Source organism: Rheinheimera aquimaris (assembly GCF_020531985.1).
Taxonomy (GTDB): domain Bacteria; phylum Pseudomonadota; class Gammaproteobacteria; order Enterobacterales; family Alteromonadaceae; genus Alishewanella; species Alishewanella aquimaris.
The window spans coordinates 925458-942975 of sequence record NZ_JAJAVQ010000001.1; the positions used below are offsets into that span (position 1 = coordinate 925458).

Annotated in this window: 15 protein-coding genes, 1 tRNA gene and 1 riboswitch; of the genes, 14 read left to right on the top strand and 2 right to left on the bottom strand. The window is 51.4% G+C overall.

Annotated elements, in window-relative coordinates; all coding sequences use genetic code 11:
- The first annotated feature begins 128 nt into the window (after nt 1-128).
- From LHL18_RS04260 to LHL18_RS19850, 3 genes are all read left to right on the top strand, one after another.
- Nucleotides 129-1268, top strand: a complete 1140-nt coding sequence (locus tag LHL18_RS04260; RefSeq protein WP_226765893.1) for a flagellar assembly protein T N-terminal domain-containing protein — start codon at nt 129-131, stop codon at nt 1266-1268.
- A 47-nt stretch (nt 1269-1315) separates the two neighbouring features.
- Nucleotides 1316-1390, top strand: a tRNA-Arg gene (locus tag LHL18_RS04265).
- 182 nt (nt 1391-1572) lie between these two features.
- Nucleotides 1573-1869 (top strand): integrase arm-type DNA-binding domain-containing protein, encoded by a 297-nt coding sequence (locus LHL18_RS19850; protein WP_226765894.1) that lies wholly within the window; start codon nt 1573-1575, stop codon nt 1867-1869.
- A gap of 47 nt (nt 1870-1916) precedes the next feature.
- Here LHL18_RS19850 and cobA read toward each other — a convergent pair whose 3' ends face one another.
- Both cobA and LHL18_RS04280 read right to left on the bottom strand, forming a co-directional pair.
- Nucleotides 1917-2735 (bottom strand): uroporphyrinogen-III C-methyltransferase, encoded by an 819-nt coding sequence (cobA, locus tag LHL18_RS04275; RefSeq protein WP_226765895.1) that lies wholly within the window; start codon nt 2733-2735, stop codon nt 1917-1919.
- Nucleotides 2736-2737: 2 nt separating this feature from the next.
- Entirely contained in the window at nt 2738-5422 is a 2685-nt protein-coding gene (locus tag LHL18_RS04280; RefSeq protein WP_226765896.1) for a nitrate reductase, read from the bottom strand.
- A 336-nt stretch (nt 5423-5758) separates the two neighbouring features.
- Here LHL18_RS04280 and LHL18_RS04285 point away from each other — a divergent pair, with 336 nt between their 5' ends.
- From LHL18_RS04285 to LHL18_RS04335, 11 genes are all read left to right on the top strand, one after another.
- Nucleotides 5759-6391 (top strand): ANTAR domain-containing response regulator, encoded by a 633-nt coding sequence (locus LHL18_RS04285; protein ID WP_226765897.1) that lies wholly within the window; start codon nt 5759-5761, stop codon nt 6389-6391.
- Complete coding sequence (locus LHL18_RS04290) at nt 6388-7530, top strand: CmpA/NrtA family ABC transporter substrate-binding protein (protein ID WP_226765898.1); 1143 nt, start codon at nt 6388-6390, stop codon at nt 7528-7530. Before LHL18_RS04285 ends, LHL18_RS04290 begins: the two co-directional genes overlap by 4 nt.
- A 295-nt stretch (nt 7531-7825) precedes the next feature.
- Nucleotides 7826-9175: a CmpA/NrtA family ABC transporter substrate-binding protein gene (locus LHL18_RS04295; protein WP_226765899.1), complete on the top strand. Its 1350-nt coding sequence runs from the start codon at nt 7826-7828 to the stop codon at nt 9173-9175.
- Between the two features lie 12 nt (nt 9176-9187).
- A complete protein-coding gene (locus LHL18_RS04300; protein WP_226765900.1) occupies nt 9188-10174 on the top strand; it encodes an ABC transporter permease in 987 nt (328 codons plus the stop codon).
- Between the two features lie 38 nt (nt 10175-10212).
- The gene (locus tag LHL18_RS04305) at nt 10213-11067 is read left to right on the top strand and encodes an ABC transporter ATP-binding protein (RefSeq protein WP_226765901.1); all 855 of its coding nucleotides are present in this window, start codon (nt 10213-10215) and stop codon (nt 11065-11067) included.
- Nucleotides 11064-12344 carry an NAD(P)/FAD-dependent oxidoreductase gene (locus LHL18_RS04310; protein ID WP_226765902.1) on the top strand — a complete coding sequence of 427 codons (1281 nt, stop codon included), beginning with the start codon at nt 11064-11066 and terminating at the stop codon, nt 12342-12344. Before LHL18_RS04305 ends, LHL18_RS04310 begins: the two co-directional genes overlap by 4 nt.
- A gap of 10 nt (nt 12345-12354) precedes the next feature.
- Nucleotides 12355-14889, top strand: a complete 2535-nt coding sequence (nirB, locus tag LHL18_RS04315) for a nitrite reductase large subunit NirB (protein WP_226765903.1) — start codon at nt 12355-12357, stop codon at nt 14887-14889.
- A complete protein-coding gene (nirD, locus tag LHL18_RS04320) occupies nt 14886-15266 on the top strand; it encodes a nitrite reductase small subunit NirD (RefSeq protein WP_226765904.1) in 381 nt (126 codons plus the stop codon). The genes nirB and nirD overlap by 4 nt, the downstream gene beginning before the upstream one ends.
- 49 nt (nt 15267-15315) lie before the next feature.
- Nucleotides 15316-15450: riboswitch (molybdenum cofactor riboswitch) on the top strand.
- The gene (moaA, locus tag LHL18_RS04325; protein ID WP_226766005.1) at nt 15439-16410 is read left to right on the top strand and encodes a GTP 3',8-cyclase MoaA; all 972 of its coding nucleotides are present in this window, start codon (nt 15439-15441) and stop codon (nt 16408-16410) included. It overlaps the preceding riboswitch by 12 nt.
- Before the next feature lie 14 nt (nt 16411-16424).
- Nucleotides 16425-16991 carry a molybdenum cofactor guanylyltransferase gene (gene mobA / locus LHL18_RS04330; RefSeq protein ID WP_226765905.1) on the top strand — a complete coding sequence of 189 codons (567 nt, stop codon included), beginning with the start codon at nt 16425-16427 and terminating at the stop codon, nt 16989-16991.
- Entirely contained in the window at nt 16978-17517 is a 540-nt protein-coding gene (locus tag LHL18_RS04335) for a molybdenum cofactor synthesis domain-containing protein (RefSeq protein ID WP_226765906.1), read from the top strand. The genes mobA and LHL18_RS04335 overlap by 14 nt, the downstream gene beginning before the upstream one ends.
- Nucleotide 17518 lies beyond the last annotated feature (1 nt).

The following is a 17518-nucleotide window of genomic DNA, read 5'->3' on the forward strand; positions in this document are numbered from 1 at the left end:
TAACCTCCGTTCCATCCACCCGTTTTTATTAAAGGGGGCATCTTATACGGTATTACGTCAGCAAAATTCGGGCCAGCATTCAGGCACGCATTTTGCTTTGTTGGTGTAAGTATTTACCGGGTGAAAAAATGATGAAACGACATCTTATTATCAGTGTGCTAGGCGCAGCCCTGCTAAGCTTGCCAGGTCAGGCTGCCTGGTATGAAGCGACCGGCCAGGCTTTTATAAGCCAGGGAGATGTGGAACAGGCCAGGCAGCAGGCAATTGACGATGCCGTAAAACGTGCTGCGCTTGCCGCCGGCGCCAGTGTCCGCAGCACGCAGGTAGTATTAAATGGCGTATTACAGCAAGAGCAGCTTGGCGTCAGCAGCCAGGGCGAGATCAAACAGCTGCAGCTTATCACTGAGCAGCAACAAGACGATTTGATCACGGTAACGTTAAGGCTGGATATTGAAGCACAGGGCAGCAGCTGTGAAGGCAATATATACCGTAAACCGCTGCTACTGAGCCAGGTGCAGCTGCACGCCAGGCAAGATGCAATTTATGGCCAGTTATTTGAGCTCGGTGCCGATGTGACAAATCAGCTAAAGCTGCATATGCAGGATTACAGCCCGGCGGCACTGGTTAAACCTATGCAGCAAAGCGTGACGGCACAGCAGTTGGTGTACCCGGATACCGATCGCATGTTCCGCCAGGGTAACCAGTATATACTGCTGGCACAAATTAATGATTTATCATTGGGCCAAAGCACCAACCGCTTCTGGCAACAGTCGCAAAAAGAGCGCTTTTTCTCGCTGCAGGTAAACCTCTACGACTTGTTTGAACAACACCTGGTGTTCCAGCAGGAGTACCGCACCAGCGCCAGCTGGCCGTACGAAAGCAAAAGCACCCCGGCCAGCCACAGTCAGGCATTCTGGCAAATGCCGTACGGTCAGAAAATTGACCATCTGTTATCTGCTGTAGCAGAAGATGTGCAGCGCCAGTTACAGTGCGAGCCGTTACTCAGCAGCATACGCCAGGTAAAAGATAATCAGGTAATGCTGGAAATTGGCAAAATACACGGCTTGCAACCGGGCGACGAGTTACAGCTGTTTCAGCTGCAGCGTCACCCTACCAGCCCCGGTATCAAACGTTTGATTAAAGAAGCCGTCAGCCTGAAGGTAACGGACCTTAGCGAGCAGCACGCCTGGGCCAGCGGCAGCACTAAGCTGCTGAAACATATTCAGCAAGGCGATATTGTAAGTGTGCGGAAAATAGCCAGTTATTAAGGTTCAGGTTTCCAATCACTTACCGGTCTGTTAGAATTTCGCCGCGTTGCCCCATAGTTAAATGGATATAACGGCCCCCTCCTAAGGGGCAGTTACAGGTTCGATTCCTGTTGGGGCAGCCATTAGCCAGTTCAACCCCGTCTAAACTGGTCTGTCTCCCAACAAAAACTCAATATATATCAATACTTAGCTGTCTTTATTAGTCTTACGTGGTCTTACTTGGTCTAACGCTAGCAACGCGTTTTAGCACCACAGGAAGAACATGGAGCACGCTGTGGTTTTTCTGTGGTTCTATGGAGCCAAAATGCCTAGAAAAATCATCCCCTTAAGCGACACAATTATTCGAAACAGTAAACCACAAAAAACAACCTATGCGCTGTTTGATGGTGATGGTTTACTGCTAAGAATAACGATTCATGGAACAAAAGTCTGGTACTTCAACTACTTTCGACCACAGCAATCGAGACGGAATAACTTGAAGCTCGGGAATTACCCGGCCCTTTCATTAGCAGCAGCACGCAAAACTGTAGCAGCATATGGACTTCCCCTAATCTCATACGCACGTCAAAATGAAAATTTCAGTATTTGCGACTCTAGGTAAAGCTGGCTCTAACTCACCTGGAAAAGCCAACAAAATCTATTAGCCATTTACGCAGCCAGAGTTTTGCTGCTTTTGGGCCATACGCTCGCCGCTAAATCTATTGCCTGCGGGTGTCTGAGTACTACTTCGCCAACCATGATTAAGCAAGGAGATTTTAGAGCCATGTTCTGTGCATCAACCAATGCTGCAGAAAGCGTGCTTAGCAAACACCTTTGCTCTGGACGACTGCCATTTTCCACCAACAGCAGCGGCCAATCGGCGGCCAGGCCATGTGCTATAAGCTGCTTACAAATCTCTTCAAGCGCACGGAGCCCCATATAAAACACCAGTGTTTGACCGGGTTTGGCCAGACTGGCCCAGTCTTGCCCGGTATTGCAGTCTTTATCTACTGCACTGATAAAGCGCAATTGCTGAGCGACCCCCCGTTCCGTCAGCGGTATACCACTTGACGCTGCACAGCCTGATGCAGCACTAATACCCGGCACTATTTGCCAGCTAACACCAGCCTTACTCAGTACATCCAGCTCTTCTGCTAAGCGTCCGAAAATCGCCGGATCACCGCCTTTTAACCGCACCACCCTTAATCCCTGACGCGCCAATTTCAGTAACAAAGCACCAATTTGTGCCTGAGAGCAGCTATGTTGGCCGCGGCTTTTGCCGACATCAAATCGCTGACAATCTGCTGGGATCAAAGCCAGCACCTCAGTGCTAACCAGACGATCATAAACAACAGCATCAGCTTGCTGGATCAGGTTTAAAGCGCGCAGAGTCAGTAAATCTGCTGCCCCAGGGCCAGCGCCTACCAACGCCACTTCGCCTGATTTGCCTGAATGCCCTACGTCTGAGTTTTGATGAGTAACTAACATAGCTAAGCTCCTTCGCTGGTAAGACTAAGCTGCTGGCGCAGCAACTGATTGAGTTCCGGTAAGCAGGATCCGCAATTGGTACCACACTGAAGTAATTTACCCAGTTTGGCCGTGCTGTCTGCACCGTTAGCAATAGCCCGGCATATCGCCTTGCTGCGTACACTAAAACAGCTACAAATCAGCGCACTGTTATCTATAGCACCGCTCTGATCTGCTCGTCCGCTGAGTAATTGCAGATGATTGTCTGTGCTAAATGACGCTGAAAATTGTTGATTAAGCCAGAGCGGATCAACCTCAACTAAATCTGTTCCGGCAAAAAGCACCCATTGCAGCTGTTTGTTCTCAACTGCTGCGGCGCGATAGCCTGTTAGCGCGTCGTGCCGGCTATCACGGCACGTCACACCAGGAATAAACTGCAGTTGCTGTACCAGTTGCATTGGGTCAAGCCCCGCCATCAGGCCTACCCGGTAGCTTTGACAGTTGGCCAGCGGCATCCTGGCCAGATAATGCTGGCTGAATACGGCTTGCTGCTCAGGCGATAAGGGTTCACGGGTAAACAGCAATATCTGCCAATCGGGCGACATTCTGCGTAGCGCTACCTGGCTTAGTTTAAGTGCAGGTTGGCCGGAGATTGGGTCTGTGTGCGCGGCGAACAGCACATCGGCTCTTGCCTGACTGGCAAACTGTGCGCTCCAGTGCATTGGCACAAACGTCTCGCCACTGCGTTGGCTATCACTTATTTCAGCGCGTACCAACATCTGGCCAGAGGCATTACTAAGTTGCACAAAATCACCGGCAGCTATGCCATACAAGGCCGCATCTGCGGGGTGCAAAGTCACAAACGGTTCTGAATAGTGCTGCATTAAGCTTACTGCACGTCCGGTGCGTGTCATCGTATGCCATTGGTCACGTAAACGGCCGCTGTTTAACAACAATGGCGTCGCCGCGGATGGCAAACTAAGCGTCCTCTGATACACGGCAACAAATTGCGCTTTGCCACTAGCGGTAAAAAACTCGCCATCAGCAAATAAACGCGCTGTACCTTGTAACCTGTCCTCTGTAACCGGCCATTGCACAGGGTTGAGCTGTTGATATTGCGCAGCACTCAGATTAGCCAGAGCAGAAATATTAAAAGCACGCTGACCTTTGTTTTTATAGCCGGACAAAGCAGCATGTTCAGCAAAAATCTGGGCTGCACTGCTAAAATTAAAGCCTTGGCTGAAGCCCATAGCACGGGCGACGTCACAGATAATCTGCCAGTCGGCCTTGGCCTGCCCTGGCGCAGGGAGTAACGCACGTTGGCGCGAAATGCAGCGCTCCGAATTGGTTACCGTACCGTCTTTTTCACTCCAACCAAGTGCTGGCAGTTTAATCGTAGCGAATGCCAACGTATCTGTATGCTGATACATATCGCTTACAATCACCAGTGGACATCTGGCCAGAGCTGCTTTTATCCTGTCCGCTTGCGGCATACTCACTACCGGGTTGGTAGCCACTATCCAGACAGCCTTAACTTCGCCACGCTCAATGGCATCAAACAATTCTACGGCTTTGAAGCCAGGCTGTTGCACCAGATTGGGTGCCTGCCAGAACTCACCTACTAGGGCTTGCTGTGTTTTGTCACTGTAATCAATATGCGCGGCCAGTTGATTGGCCAAACCACCAACTTCGCGCCCCCCCATGGCATTGGGCTGACCGGTTAGCGAAAACGGGCCTGAACCAGCTTTACCTATGCGGCCGGTGGCCAGATGGCAATTAATAATGGCGTTAACTTTATCAGTGCCATCGATGGCCTGATTTACCCCCTGAGAAAACAGCGTCAGACTAAGCGGTTGCTCTGTAAACCAACGGTAAAACTGCAATATCTGCTCTACCGGCAAATCGCAACCAGTAGCCACGAGTTCCACCGTCGATGCCTGCTGTTGTGCGCTTGCCAGCGCGCTTGCAAAGCCCTCGGTGTGCAGGTTGATAAAACGATGATCAAGTTTGCCCTGTTCCGCCAAAAAACTCAGTAAGCCATTGAACAGCAGCACGTCACTGCCCGGTCGCAGCTTAAGATGTAGCTGCGCAGCCTCGCAACTTGCGCTGCGCCGCGGGTCTATTACCACCAGCCTAGCATCATCGTTTGCTTGTATTACTGCCTGGATGCGGCCAAATAACACCGGATGGTTCCAGGCCATATTCGCCCCTACCAGCACGAACAACCTTGCTTGTTCAATATCGTTATAACAGCCAGGTACCACATCAGCACCAAAGGCCCTTTTATGCCCTGCTACAGTCGATGCCATACAGAGCCGGGAGTTAGTATCGACATGCGGGCTGCCAATAAAGCCCTTCATCAGCTTGTTGGCAACATAGTAATCTTCGGTTAGCAACTGACCTGATAAATACATCGCCACTGCACCGGCACCATGTTGCGCTATTATCTGCTGCAACCCTTCAGCCACAGCATTGATAGCTGTTGGCCAATCGCAATTTTCGCCATTAAGCTGCGGCACTAATAAGCGTCCTTTGTCGCCCAGGGTTTGCGCCAGAGCGCTGCCTTTTACACACAGCCTGCCGAAATTGGCCGGATGCGTGCTATCACCCGCAACGGTCACACCCTTAGCAGTTTCACTGGCGCAGATGCCACAGCCAACGCCACAATAAGGGCACGTAGTTAAGGTACGGGTTAAGATGTCGTTCATATGCTATGACCATCTCCGGATAACAGACGAAAAAAAAGCGCCCGCTGTATCAGCCGGAAAACCGGAGACACAGCGAGCGCCATTGCTCGTGAAGCTGTTGTTTTATTATTACATCTTAGTACAGTAAAGGTTTTGCAAGCTCAATGCCAATTAACAATTTCATTTATATTCAATCAGATATATAAACCTCATCGCTGCACCACTTGGTTTTCACGCTTTAGCACAGTGCAACTTGCACCAAATAAAGGCATTTCATCACTGTTAAGCCAACCGTAAACACTGCCATTACGCCGCCAGCCCAGCCACGGCGTGAAACCGGGTGCAGTGGAACAGCTTTTGCTTCAGCATGCTTACTTCAAAATAAAAGCAGATAGCAGTACCGTGGATAAAAAGCCGTTATCAGTGATGCTGGTAGATGATGAAACCGAGCGGGCTCTGCTGGTAGAGCAAGCTTTGGCGCAGCATGGATATCAGGTGGTATGTCAGCTGAGCAGCACAGCTTCACTGCGCTATCACGTTGAACGCGTACAGCCCGACATCATCATTATTGATATGGACTCACCCGATCGCGATACGCTGGAACATATGACAGTGATTAGCCAGCATAACCCCCGGCCTATCGTGTTTTTTGCCAACCACGATGATAATCCTGACAGCATTAAACTGGCTATACAGGCCGGTGTCAGCGCCTATATTGTCGATGGTTTAACAGCAAAACGGGTAAAACCCATTATCGACGTTGCCGTGGCCCGGTTTAACGAGTTCCAGCAATTGCGTCACCAACTGCACAACAGTCAAAGCCAGTTAGCGGAGCAACAACTGATTGATAAAGCCAAGCGTCTGCTGATTAAAAAGCAGCAAATGGACGAAGCCAAAGCTTTTAGTACGCTGCGCAAGCTGGCAATGGACCGGCAACAAAAAATGGCTGATGTCGCCAAAGATGTGATCACTATTCTGGAGGCACTATGACCATGCTGTATCAACCAGAGCTACGCAGTTTAACCTTAGGTTTCGTGCCATTGCTGGACGCTGCTCCCTTAATAGTGGCAAAAGAGTCAGGGCTGTTTAGCGTACAAGGCCTGGATGTAACTTTGCAACGCGAAGCGACCTGGGCCAGTATCCGAGATAAAGTCGCCTTTGGTCTGCTGGACGGCGCGCAGATGATAGCCCCCTTGCCGCTGGCATCCAGCCTGGGTTTAGGCGCAGCTGAAGTGCCGATGACCACATCATTGGTTCTGAGCACTGGTGGCAATGCCATCACGCTGTCCAACCGCTTATTGCAGCAACTGGATCTGGACCCTGCACTACTGCCCTGCCCACTGGCCAGCGGCACAGCACTTCAGCAATATTTACAGCAACGCCCACAGCAACAACCGTTGCGGCTGGCCACCGTTTCACCTTACTCCTGTCATCATTATCAACTGCATTATTGGTTAAATGTGGCGGGGATCAGCAATCGTCAGGTCGAAGTAATTGGCATGGCACCGTCTGCCATGATCGCGCAATTAGCCAGCGGCGCAATCGATGGCTTTTGTGTTGGCGAACCCTGGAGCAGCCTGGCACAGCTAAATGGCCAGGGAACTCTGGTTACAAGTTGCGATCAGCTATGGCATAACTGGCAGGAAAAAGTGTTTGCGGTAAGCCAGCAGTTTGCCGACAGTAAACCGCAGTGTTATCTGGCGTTGGTCTCTGCTTTATTGCAAGCCTGCCACTGGCTAAAAGACATCCAAACCGATAGTGATAAAATTGAGCAACTATGGCAATGGTTGGCACAAAGCCAGTATTTATCTCTGGCTGACACAGGCTTGAAGAGCAGCAGCCTTTTTAATCCAAAAGTTCCACAAGCGTTTTTCGGCACCGAGTTAAATATGCCCTGGCGCTCGCAGGCTGCTTTTACACTTTTGCAAATGCGCAACCTGCAACAATGGCAAGGGCCGCTTAATCAGCCAGTATTGCAGCAAGTATACCGGCCAGATCTGTTTCGCCAGGTTGCAACCAGCCTTGGGTTTAACGCTCCGGCAGCAGACTGGCGGTTGGAAGGTAGTACAGGTATGCAAGGCGAAGGTAGCGGCTTTATCGACGGCATGATGTTTGGGATGCAGTTATAGCCTCCCCCTTTGTGCTCAGAGCCATACTGGTGCAAATTGCACCGTTATTGTGCCGTTGCACGGCTCTTGCCACTAGCACAACAACACTAAACAACTGAAAATAAACACATTTCAAAACTGGCACACTAACTGCTTTGTATTGACAGCAGGTTGCAAAGAGGCAACTGAAATACAAAACCAGCTAACAAGCTAATGGCAAAGGCGCCATCTGGCTGTATCCGCAACAGGGTGCAGCCAGATGGCGTTTTTTTTCGCCCTGCTTTTATAAAGCGTTTAATAACAAAGGACAGCATAGATGACACAGCCGAAACGTAACACATACCGCCTGCTGTTGGCCCTCGGCTTAAGCCTTAGCCTGCAAGCATGGGCTGCACCGGAAAAGCCGGATTTAAAACTTGGCTTTATCAAACTGACCGATATGGCACCGTTAGCGGTAGCCTTGGAACGTGGTTACTTTGAAGATGAAGGTTTGTATGTACAACTGGAGGCTCAGGCCAACTGGAAAGTGCTACTGGATCGGGTTATCGACGGTCAGCTGGATGGCGCCCATATGCTGGCTGGCCAGGCATTAGGTGCCAGTATCGGCATCGGCACCCAGGCCGCGATGCAAACGGCTTTTGTCATGGACTTAAACGGCAATGCCTGTACCGTTAGCAACGCGGTTTGGCAGCACATAGCCAGCTCTGTAGCACGCAACAACGAGGGCAAACCGCAATATCCGATTAGCGCAGATGAACTGCAGCCTGCACTGACAGCAAAAACCAAGCAAGGTAAAAAACTGCAATTTGGTATGGTATTTCCGGTATCGAGCCATAATTACGAATTGCGCTACTGGCTGGCCGCAGGAGGCATACACCCGGGTTATTACGCCCCCCAAACCGGCGACAATAGCGGTCAGCTAAAAGCCGATGTATTGCTTTCGGTTACCCCACCACCGCAAATGCCTGCCACCATGGAAGCCGGCACCATAGATGGTTACTGTGTCGGCGAGCCCTGGAACCAACAGGCGGTATTACGGGATCTGGGTGTGCCTTTGGTCACCAACTACGATATTCACACTAACCTGGCGGAGAAAATCTTCGGCGTCAGCCAAAACTGGGCAGAGCGTTACCCGCAAACGCATTTTCATCTGATTAAAGCGCTGATCCGTGCGGGTCATTGGCTGGATGCAAATAACAACGCTAACCGTGCTGCTGCCGCCAAACTTATCTCGCAACCGTATTATGTCGGTGCTGATGAAAAAGTTATCGCCAACAGCATGAGCGGCGTATTTGCCTATGCCCGTGACGATGTACGCCCCACACCGGATTTCAATGTGTTCTTCCGCTACCACGCCACCTATCCCTACTACTCAGATGCCATCTGGTACTTAAGCCAGATGCGGCGCTGGGGCCAGATTAGTGAAGCCAAACCGGACAGCTGGTATCAGGACATTGCCAGGCAAGTTTTCCAACCGGCGCTGTACCAGCAGGCAGCCAAAGCTCTGATTGCTGAAGGCAAGCTGTCGGCTGCTGATTTTCCGGACTTTGCTAACGAAAGCGGTTACCGGTCAATTGATGCTACCCGCTTTATCGATGGTAAAAAGTTCGATGCCACCGCACCCAACGCCTACCTGCAGCAATTTGCCATTGGCTTAAAAGATTAAAGGAGCCCGACAATGAGCACTATTCCAACGCAATGGTCACGGGTGCGACGCTATCTGCCTGCTCAGCAGCAGCTGAATAACTGGTTAAAACAAAGTTTTGTATCGGCCACTGGCGTCGCCGTGTTTGTCCTGCTGTGGCATATACTGGCCAGTCAAATCATTACCTCCCTTGGCAGTTTTCCCGGCCCAGTGCAGGCAGCACAGCAATGGTCTGTTTTGATTGCCGAGCATAAAGCGGAAAAAGCCCGTGAAACAGCGTTTTATCAGCGTCAACAGCAGCGTAATGCCGCCACCCTGGCAGCCAATCCGGATGCGGTGGTTAGTGTGCGTCCCTATAATGGCAGGCCAACCTTCTTCAGCCAGATTGTAACCAGCCTGTACACCGTACTAACCGGTTTTGTGCTGGCATCCTTAGTGGCGATCCCGGCCGGTATCGTCATCGGGCTAAGCCCCAGGCTATACAGCGCTTTTAACCCGCTCATTCAGTTATTTAAGCCGGTGTCGCCACTTGCCTGGCTGCCCTTGGTGACCATCCTGGTCAGTGCCTTATATCAAAGCGACACGCCCTTGTTTGCGCGCTCATTTTTAGTATCGGTCTTTACTGTATCGCTATGTTCCTTATGGCCTACTTTGCTTAACACCATAGTCGGCGTCAGTAATATCTCACCCGATTTGCAAAACGTAAGCCGGGTATTGCAGCTGAACTGGCTAACCCATGTGCGGCGCATTGTGCTGCCCTCCGCAGTACCGATGATCTTTACCGGCCTGCGTTTATCGCTCGGCATTGCCTGGATGGTACTGATTGCCGCCGAGATGCTGGCGCAAAACCCCGGTCTTGGCAAATTTGTCTGGGATGAATTTCAAAACGGCTCGTCCGACTCACTCAGTCGCATCTGCGTTGCGGTACTGGTTATTGGCTTAATCGGCTATGCGCTGGACAGGCTGATGCTGCAACTGCAGCAACGTGTTAACTGGGATAAAAGCGCCACGCTTAGATAACAGCTAAGGCAACAGCCGCGATTTAGAGGAAAAACACCATGCCAAAATCCCATCTGGAACTTAGTCAGCTCGGCATCAGCTTCCCTACACCAAAGGGGGCCTTTGTCGCGCTGCAAAACGTCAATCTGGATATCGCCAAAGGCGAATTTATCAGTCTGATTGGCCACTCTGGTTGCGGCAAATCCACGGTTCTAAATCTGGTTGCCGGCCTGCTGCAGGCAAGCTCAGGTGGCGTTATTTTGAACCAGAAAGAAATCAATGCCCCAGGGCCAGAGCGTGCGGTGGTGTTTCAAAACCATTCACTACTCCCCTGGCTAAGTGTGTACCAAAACGTAGAACTGGCGGTTAAACAAGTGTTTCGCAGCCAGAAAACTAAGCAAGAAATGCGTGATTGGATAGAGCATAACCTGGCGCTGGTACAAATGAGCCATGCCCGCGATAAGCGCCCGGCAGAGATATCCGGCGGTATGAAACAGCGTGTTGGTATAGCCCGGGCGTTAGCCATGCAGCCACAGGTGCTGTTAATGGACGAGCCGTTCGGTGCGTTAGATGCGCTAACCCGTGCGCATCTGCAGGACTCGTTGATGGAAATACAGGCCAGGCTAAACAACACGGTTATTATGATCACGCACGATGTCGATGAAGCCGTGCTGTTATCCGACCGTATCGTGATGATGACTAATGGCCCGGCCGCTACCATAGGTGAAGTACTACAGATTGAACTGCCAAGGCCGCGCAATCGCATCGCACTGGCGGATTGCCCGACCTACAACCACTACCGTCATCAGGTACTCAGCTTTTTGTATGAAAAGCAGCGCAAAGTTGAAGTGTTACCCAATGCAGGATCAATAAAAGCCACTGCCGTTGCCAAAACTGCGGAGAAACGGGCATGACAGAAGCAGAGCTGATTATCATTGGTAACGGCATGGCTTGTCAGCGCCTGCTGGCCGAGCTGGTGCAACTACCAAACCGACCCGCTAGCATAGTGGTATTTGGTGCTGAAGCTAAACCCGCTTACAACCGCGTGCTGTTATCCAGCCTGCTCAGCAATGAGCTGTCCGATAGCGCAGCTGAGCTGGCAAGCACCAACTGGTATGCCGAACATGGTATAGAGCTGATTTGCGACGATGAGGTGGTGCTCATTGATCGTGAGCGTAAGTTGGTCGTCAGCCGTCACGGCCGCTACCGCCGCTATCAGCAGCTGGTGTTGGCCTGTGGTGCACAGCCGTTAACACCGGCTTATGCCAAAGATAGCTGTGGCAATTTATCGCCGGGTATTTGTCATTTTCGTAACTGGCAGGATCTGGCTACACTGCGTCTGGCCGGTCAGCAACACCATCATGCCGTCGTGGTCGGTGGTGGTTTTCTCGGTCTGGAAGCCGCAGAGGGTCTGCGCAAACTCGGTATGCAGGTTAGTCTGTTGCAGCGCGGCGCTTATCTGTTAAACCGCCAGCTCGATGCCGCCGCAGCAGGCTTATTGCAACAACAACTGTTCGACCGCGGACTCAACATTCTCACCCACAGTGAAATTGACCAACTTAACTATAAGCGCGGCCAGCTACAGTCAGTTACGTTAACCAGCAAGCAGCGGATAAAAGCCGATCTTGTGGTGCTGGCATTGGGCATTACCCCGAATATCAGCCTGGCGCAGGAAGCCGGTTTAAAAGTTAACCGCGGCATAGTGGTTAACCAGCAATTGCAAAGTTCAGACAACAGCGTTTATGCACTGGGCGAATGTATAGAGCTTAACGGCGAAACCTTTGGCTTAGTGGCGCCGGTTAATCAGCAGGCAATACAGCTGGCGCGGACGCTATGCGGCGAGATCGCCCTTTATCACAGCGAAAAAACCGCAACACAGCTGAAAATCAGCGGCATTGCGCTAAGTTCCTGTGGTGATATCGCTGCACTGTGTGCCAGTAGCAACAGTTTTGATGCCTGTACTGAGTATCTGGATAGCGAACTTGCGCAGTATCGCCGGCTGTGGTGGCGCGGCCCCTGTTTAGTTGGAGCTGTGCTGTACGGCGATACCCGCCTTAGTCAGCAATTAAGCCAGCTGATTAACCTACAACAACCTTATCACGGCTGTCGCAGCAGCTTAGTGCTCGGCCAGGCCGACACTATAGCGCCAGAGCCGTTAGCGCTTAGCAACCCTAAACAAGATGCCGCTTAGGAGCCCGATAATGACAACAAACAAGACTAAACAACTGCTGGTTATTGGCAACGGTATGGTTGGCCAGCATTTTATTGAGCAGTGGCTGGCATTACAGCAACACAGCAGCGACTGGCAGCTTACGGTATTTGCCGGTGAGGATAGACCCGCTTATGACAGAGTACATTTATCCGATTACTTCAGTGATGGCGATGCCGATAAACTGCAGCTTGTAGCAGATAGCTACTACCCGGATAACAAGGTTCAGTTGAAGCTGAATGAGCCGGTACTGGCAATAGACCGCGACAGCAAAACGGTCAGCACTGCCAAAGCCAGCTACCCGTATGACAAGCTGGTATTGGCAACGGGTTCTTATCCTTTCGTACCGCCAATCCCTGGCAATGACCAGCCGCACTGTCTGGTGTATCGCACCATTGCAGATCTTGAGGCCATTAGCGCCAGTAGTGATGGCGCACGGGTCGGTGTGGTAATAGGTGGCGGCTTATTAGGGCTTGAAGCAGCCAATGCCCTGAAGCTGCAAGGCCTGGAGGCGCATGTAGTGGAATTTGCGCCACAGCTGATGCCGGTGCAATTAGATAAAGACGGTGGCGAGCTGCTGCGCAGCAAAATTGAGCAATTAGGCGTCAGCGTACATACCGACAAAGCCACCAGTAGCATCACTGCCGGCAGCGAGCAGCGCCTGCAGCTTAATTTTGCCGATGGCAGCGTGCTGCAAACCGATTTAATCGTGTTCTCAGCCGGGATCCGGCCACAAGACGCACTGGGCAAAGACGCGGGCTTAGAGTTTGGCGCGCACGGCGGCATTGCTATCAATCACCAGTGCCAAACCAGCGACAGTAATATTTATGCCATTGGCGAGTGTGCGCTTTACCAGGGCCAACTGTTTGGCTTAGTCGCTCCGGGCTACCAGATGGCGCGCACTGCTGCGGCAGTATTAAACGGAGATGACAGCCACAGCTTTACCGGCGCCGATATGTCAACCAAGCTAAAACTGCTGGGTGTTGATGTTGGCTCTATCGGCGATGCGCATGGCCGCACACCGGGCAGTATCAGCCTGCGCTATCGCAATGACTTACTCGGTGAATACCGTAAATTAGTGTTAAGCCCTGACGGCAAACAGCTGCTGGGCGCGGTGCTGGTCGGTGATAACAGCTATTACGATACGCTGTTGCAATATGCGCTGAATGGCATTGCACTGCCCGCAGATCCGCAAAGCCTGATCCTGCCACAAAGCAGTGACAAGCCCCTGCTCGGCCCCGCTGCCCTGCCCGCCACTGCCACGCTGTGCTCTTGTCATAATGTCAGTAAAGGCGCTATTTGTGCGGCACTGGATAACGGCGTGCAAGATTTAGCCGGCATTAAAAGCTGTACTAAAGCCGCCACCGGCTGCGGTGGCTGCGCGGCGCTGCTTAAAAGCGTAGTTGAACACGAACTCAGTGCCCGCGGAGTGGCGATAAGCACTGATCTATGCGAGCACTTTAGCTACAGCCGTCAGCAGTTGTACCATCTGGTGCGGGTTGATGGCATTAAAACCTTTAACGAATTAATTAGCCGCCACGGTCGCGGCCATGGCTGTGAAATTTGCAAACCAGCGGTGGCCTCTATTCTGGCCAGTTGCTGGAACGAGCCGGTGTTGGCCAAGCCACATGTGGCGCTGCAAGACACTAACGATACGTTTTTAGCTAATATGCAAAAAAACGGTACTTACTCGGTCGTGCCACGCATACCGGGCGGCGAGATCACACCGGCTATGCTGATTAGCATCGGCAAAGTGGCGGAGCAGTATCAGCTGTATACCAAGATCACCGGCGGCCAGCGCATCGATTTATTTGGCGCCACTTTGGATCAACTGCCATTGATTTGGCAGCAGCTGATTGACGCGGGTTTTGAAACCGGCCATGCCTACGGCAAGTCACTGCGTACAGTAAAATCCTGTGTTGGCAGTACCTGGTGCCGATATGGTGTTCAGGACAGTGTCAGCATGGCGATATTACTGGAGAACCGCTACAAAGGCGTGCGCGCGCCACACAAGATTAAAATGGCGGTATCCGGCTGCACCCGCGAATGCGCTGAAGCCCAGAGTAAAGATGTCGGCGTTATTGCTACCGAAAATGGCTGGAACCTGTATGTCTGCGGTAACGGCGGTATGAAACCACGTCATGCCGACTTATTTGCCACTGATTTAACCAACGCACAACTGCTTAGCTATATCGACCGGCTGCTGATGTTTTATATCAAAACCGCCGACCGTCTGCAGCGCACCGCTACCTGGATGAATAACCTCGAAGGCGGCCTGGATTATCTGCGCGATGTCATTATTTACGACAGCCTTGGCCTTGGCGCAGAGCTTGAAGCGCAAATGCAGCTGCTGATCGAAAACTATCAATGCGAATGGCGAACCGCGCTGAATGATCCACAGCAGCGTGCCCGTTTTAACAGCTATGTTAACGCTGCGGCGCCGGCCCGTAGCGAGTTTGGTTTTGTATCGGAGCGCGGCCAACTTATTCCCGTCCGCCAGGTTAACAGCAAGGAAACAACCCTATGAGTCAGCTAGCTTATGTAACCGACACTTACAATGCAGCACACAGTAATGGAATAGTCTTGTGCCAGCAAACGGACTTAGTGCCGTTTTCCGGTGTCGCCGCCCGCTTTGGCCAGCTTGCAATAGCACTTTTTTACCTGCCAGGCACAGATATCGAGTTATATGCGGTCAGCCACATCGACCCGGTATCGCAGGCACCGATAATCGCCCATGGCTTGGTTGGCGAAAGCAACGGTGAGTTTTATGTCGCGGCCCCGCTGCATAAACAGCAGTACCGGCTTAGTGATGGTCTTTGCTTAAGTGATAGCTCTTTGAAACTGCGAGTTTTTACCGTGAAGCTTCAGCAAGATCAAGTGTGGCTACTACCCCCAATGGAGTAGCCAAACGCCCCTTAATGGCAATAACAAAATTGTCGCCAAGCTTTTAAGCTTGTGTACAGAACACCGAGCTACCGGCTCTAACGCATAAAATGCTATGAACGGTATGCCGTGGCAATAACGCCACCGGGTAAGTCTGGAAACGGTCTTACCTCCCGACCTGGAAAGGTGAATGATGTTAACTGACGCCTATTCGCGCCGATTTAATTACGTGCGGCTCTCAGTCACGGAAAGCTGTAATTTCCGTTGTACCTACTGTCTGCCAGATGGCACTGACTGTCACTCCCGCAGCGGCGAGCTTACTCTGGCAGAAATTCGCCGTTTGATCATTGCCTTTGCCAAACTGGGCGCAAAAAAGGTACGCATTACCGGTGGCGAACCTTCTCTACGCAAAGACTTAACGGAAATTATTGCCACCTGCAAAGCGGTACCGGGTATTGAAAAGGTCGCACTCACTACCAACGGCTATCGCTTAAAACGCGATGCACAGGCGTGGCAGGAAGCCGGTTTAGACGCCGTGAATGTCAGTGTCGATAGTTTAGATGCCGATACCTTTCACCTGGTTACTGGCCAGGACAAACTTGCCGATATTTTAGCTGGTATACATTACGCAAAAGCCATTGGCATAAAACAAGTCAAAATAAACACCGTACTGTTAAAGCAACACAACGCACTGGCGTTACCGGACTTCTTAAATTTTGTAAAGCAACAGGACATTGCACTGCGCTTTATCGAATTAATGCGCACCGGTGACAATGCTAATTTTTATCAACACCAACACTTAAGCGGTGCCAGTATTCAGCAGCAATTGTTAGCCGACGGTTGGCAGTTAAACCCCAAAGCCCGTACTGATGGCCCGGCGCTTGAGTATTCTCACAGCGACTATCAAGGAAAAATTGGCCTGATCATGCCCTATAGCAAAGATTTTTGCGCTGATTGCAACCGGCTTCGGGTATCCAGTAGCGGCCAACTGTATCTGTGCCTGTTTACCGATACTTATCAGGACTTACGTAGCTTGCTGCAAACTGATGACAGCGCAACCTTAATGCGCTTTTTACAGCAATCGGTGCAAGGCAAAGCTTTCAGCCACCAGTTGACACAGGATTACAGCGGCAGCACCCGGCATTTAGCCCAAATCGGTGGATAAAAGAGGTGGATGAGATGAGCAGTGCAACACCCTTTAGCGCACTAATTTTAGCCGGTGGAAAATCCAGCCGCATGGGCCGGGATAAAGCTCTACTTCAACTTAATGGCCAGAGTCTACTGGCGCATATGCAGCAATTGGCGCTGGAAAGCGGCGCGGCGGAAGTGCTGATAAGCCGCAACCTGCCGGGTTTTATTTCTGATCAGTTGCCTGAGCAAGGGCCTTTAGCCGGTATATTGGCAGCGCTGCAACACTGTAACGGCTCGCAGTTATTGGTATTGCCCATTGATACCCCGCTATTAACAGTGACCAGAGTGCAGCAACTGCTGCAACACGCCAATGGCAAAGCCTGCTATTTTAGCCATAGCCCGCTGCCTTGCGTATTACCGGTAAGCCCGGCGCTTAACTGCCTGATAAGTGCGCAGCTGCGCAGTGGCCAGCGTTCGGTTAAAGCCCTGCTGACACAACTAAATGCCGTTAGTTTAACGGCGCCAGTAATTGAACTTCTCAATACCAATACGCCAGACGATTGGCAGCAATATCTTTTATTAGTTAACAGCGGGAGCTTGTATGCCAAAGCCTGATTTAAACCGGTTTTATCCGCTAAACATTGCCGTACTTACTGTGTCAGACAGTCGCAGCTGCGATAACGACAGCAGTGGAGACTTACTTAGCGATTCATTGGTGCAGGCAGGCCATAAGCTAGCCGCCAGATCGCTGCTGCCAAACAATAAATATACTCTGCGCGCACTGTTGAGCCATTGGATAGCCAGTAGCAATATTCAGATTATTCTGATTAACGGCGGTACGGGTTATGCCAAAGGTAACTGCACCATCGAAGCCATAACCCCGCTGCTGGATCTGCAGGTGCCGGGATTTGGCGAGCTGTTTCGTCAACTTTCATTTAGCCAGTTAGGCTCTGCGGCCATGCAATCTGCCGCAGTGTCTGGTATCGCAAACGACACCCTGCTATTTGCGATGCCAGGCTCGGGTAGCGCCTGTACCCTGGCGATGCAGCAACTCATTTTGCCGCAACTAGACGCACAAACGGGTCCCTGCAACTTTGTCGCTCATATAAAAAATAGCCCAAGCAAAAGCTGTGGAGGTTGAT

Excerpts from the sequence above, each read along its gene's own strand:
- mobA (WP_226765905.1), top strand. The coding sequence starts at position 16,425 with ATGAGCAGTGCAACACCCTTTAGCGCACTAATTTTAGCCGGTGGAAAA.
- nirD (WP_226765904.1), top strand. The coding sequence starts at position 14,886 with ATGAGTCAGCTAGCTTATGTAACCGACACTTACAATGCAGCACACAGT.
- LHL18_RS04295 (WP_226765899.1), top strand. The coding sequence starts at position 7,826 with ATGACACAGCCGAAACGTAACACATACCGCCTGCTGTTGGCCCTCGGC.
- LHL18_RS04310 (WP_226765902.1), top strand. The coding sequence starts at position 11,064 with ATGACAGAAGCAGAGCTGATTATCATTGGTAACGGCATGGCTTGTCAG.
- LHL18_RS04290 (WP_226765898.1), top strand. The coding sequence starts at position 6,388 with ATGACCATGCTGTATCAACCAGAGCTACGCAGTTTAACCTTAGGTTTC.
- moaA (WP_226766005.1), top strand. The coding sequence starts at position 15,439 with ATGTTAACTGACGCCTATTCGCGCCGATTTAATTACGTGCGGCTCTCA.
- LHL18_RS19850 (WP_226765894.1), top strand. The coding sequence starts at position 1,573 with ATGCCTAGAAAAATCATCCCCTTAAGCGACACAATTATTCGAAACAGT.
- LHL18_RS04260 (WP_226765893.1), top strand. The coding sequence starts at position 129 with ATGATGAAACGACATCTTATTATCAGTGTGCTAGGCGCAGCCCTGCTA.
- LHL18_RS04305 (WP_226765901.1), top strand. The coding sequence starts at position 10,213 with ATGCCAAAATCCCATCTGGAACTTAGTCAGCTCGGCATCAGCTTCCCT.
- nirB (WP_226765903.1), top strand. The coding sequence starts at position 12,355 with ATGACAACAAACAAGACTAAACAACTGCTGGTTATTGGCAACGGTATG.
- cobA (WP_226765895.1), bottom strand. The coding sequence starts at position 2,735 with ATGTTAGTTACTCATCAAAACTCAGACGTAGGGCATTCAGGCAAATCA.
- LHL18_RS04300 (WP_226765900.1), top strand. The coding sequence starts at position 9,188 with ATGAGCACTATTCCAACGCAATGGTCACGGGTGCGACGCTATCTGCCT.
- LHL18_RS04335 (WP_226765906.1), top strand. The coding sequence starts at position 16,978 with ATGCCAAAGCCTGATTTAAACCGGTTTTATCCGCTAAACATTGCCGTA.
- LHL18_RS04280 (WP_226765896.1), bottom strand. The coding sequence starts at position 5,422 with ATGAACGACATCTTAACCCGTACCTTAACTACGTGCCCTTATTGTGGC.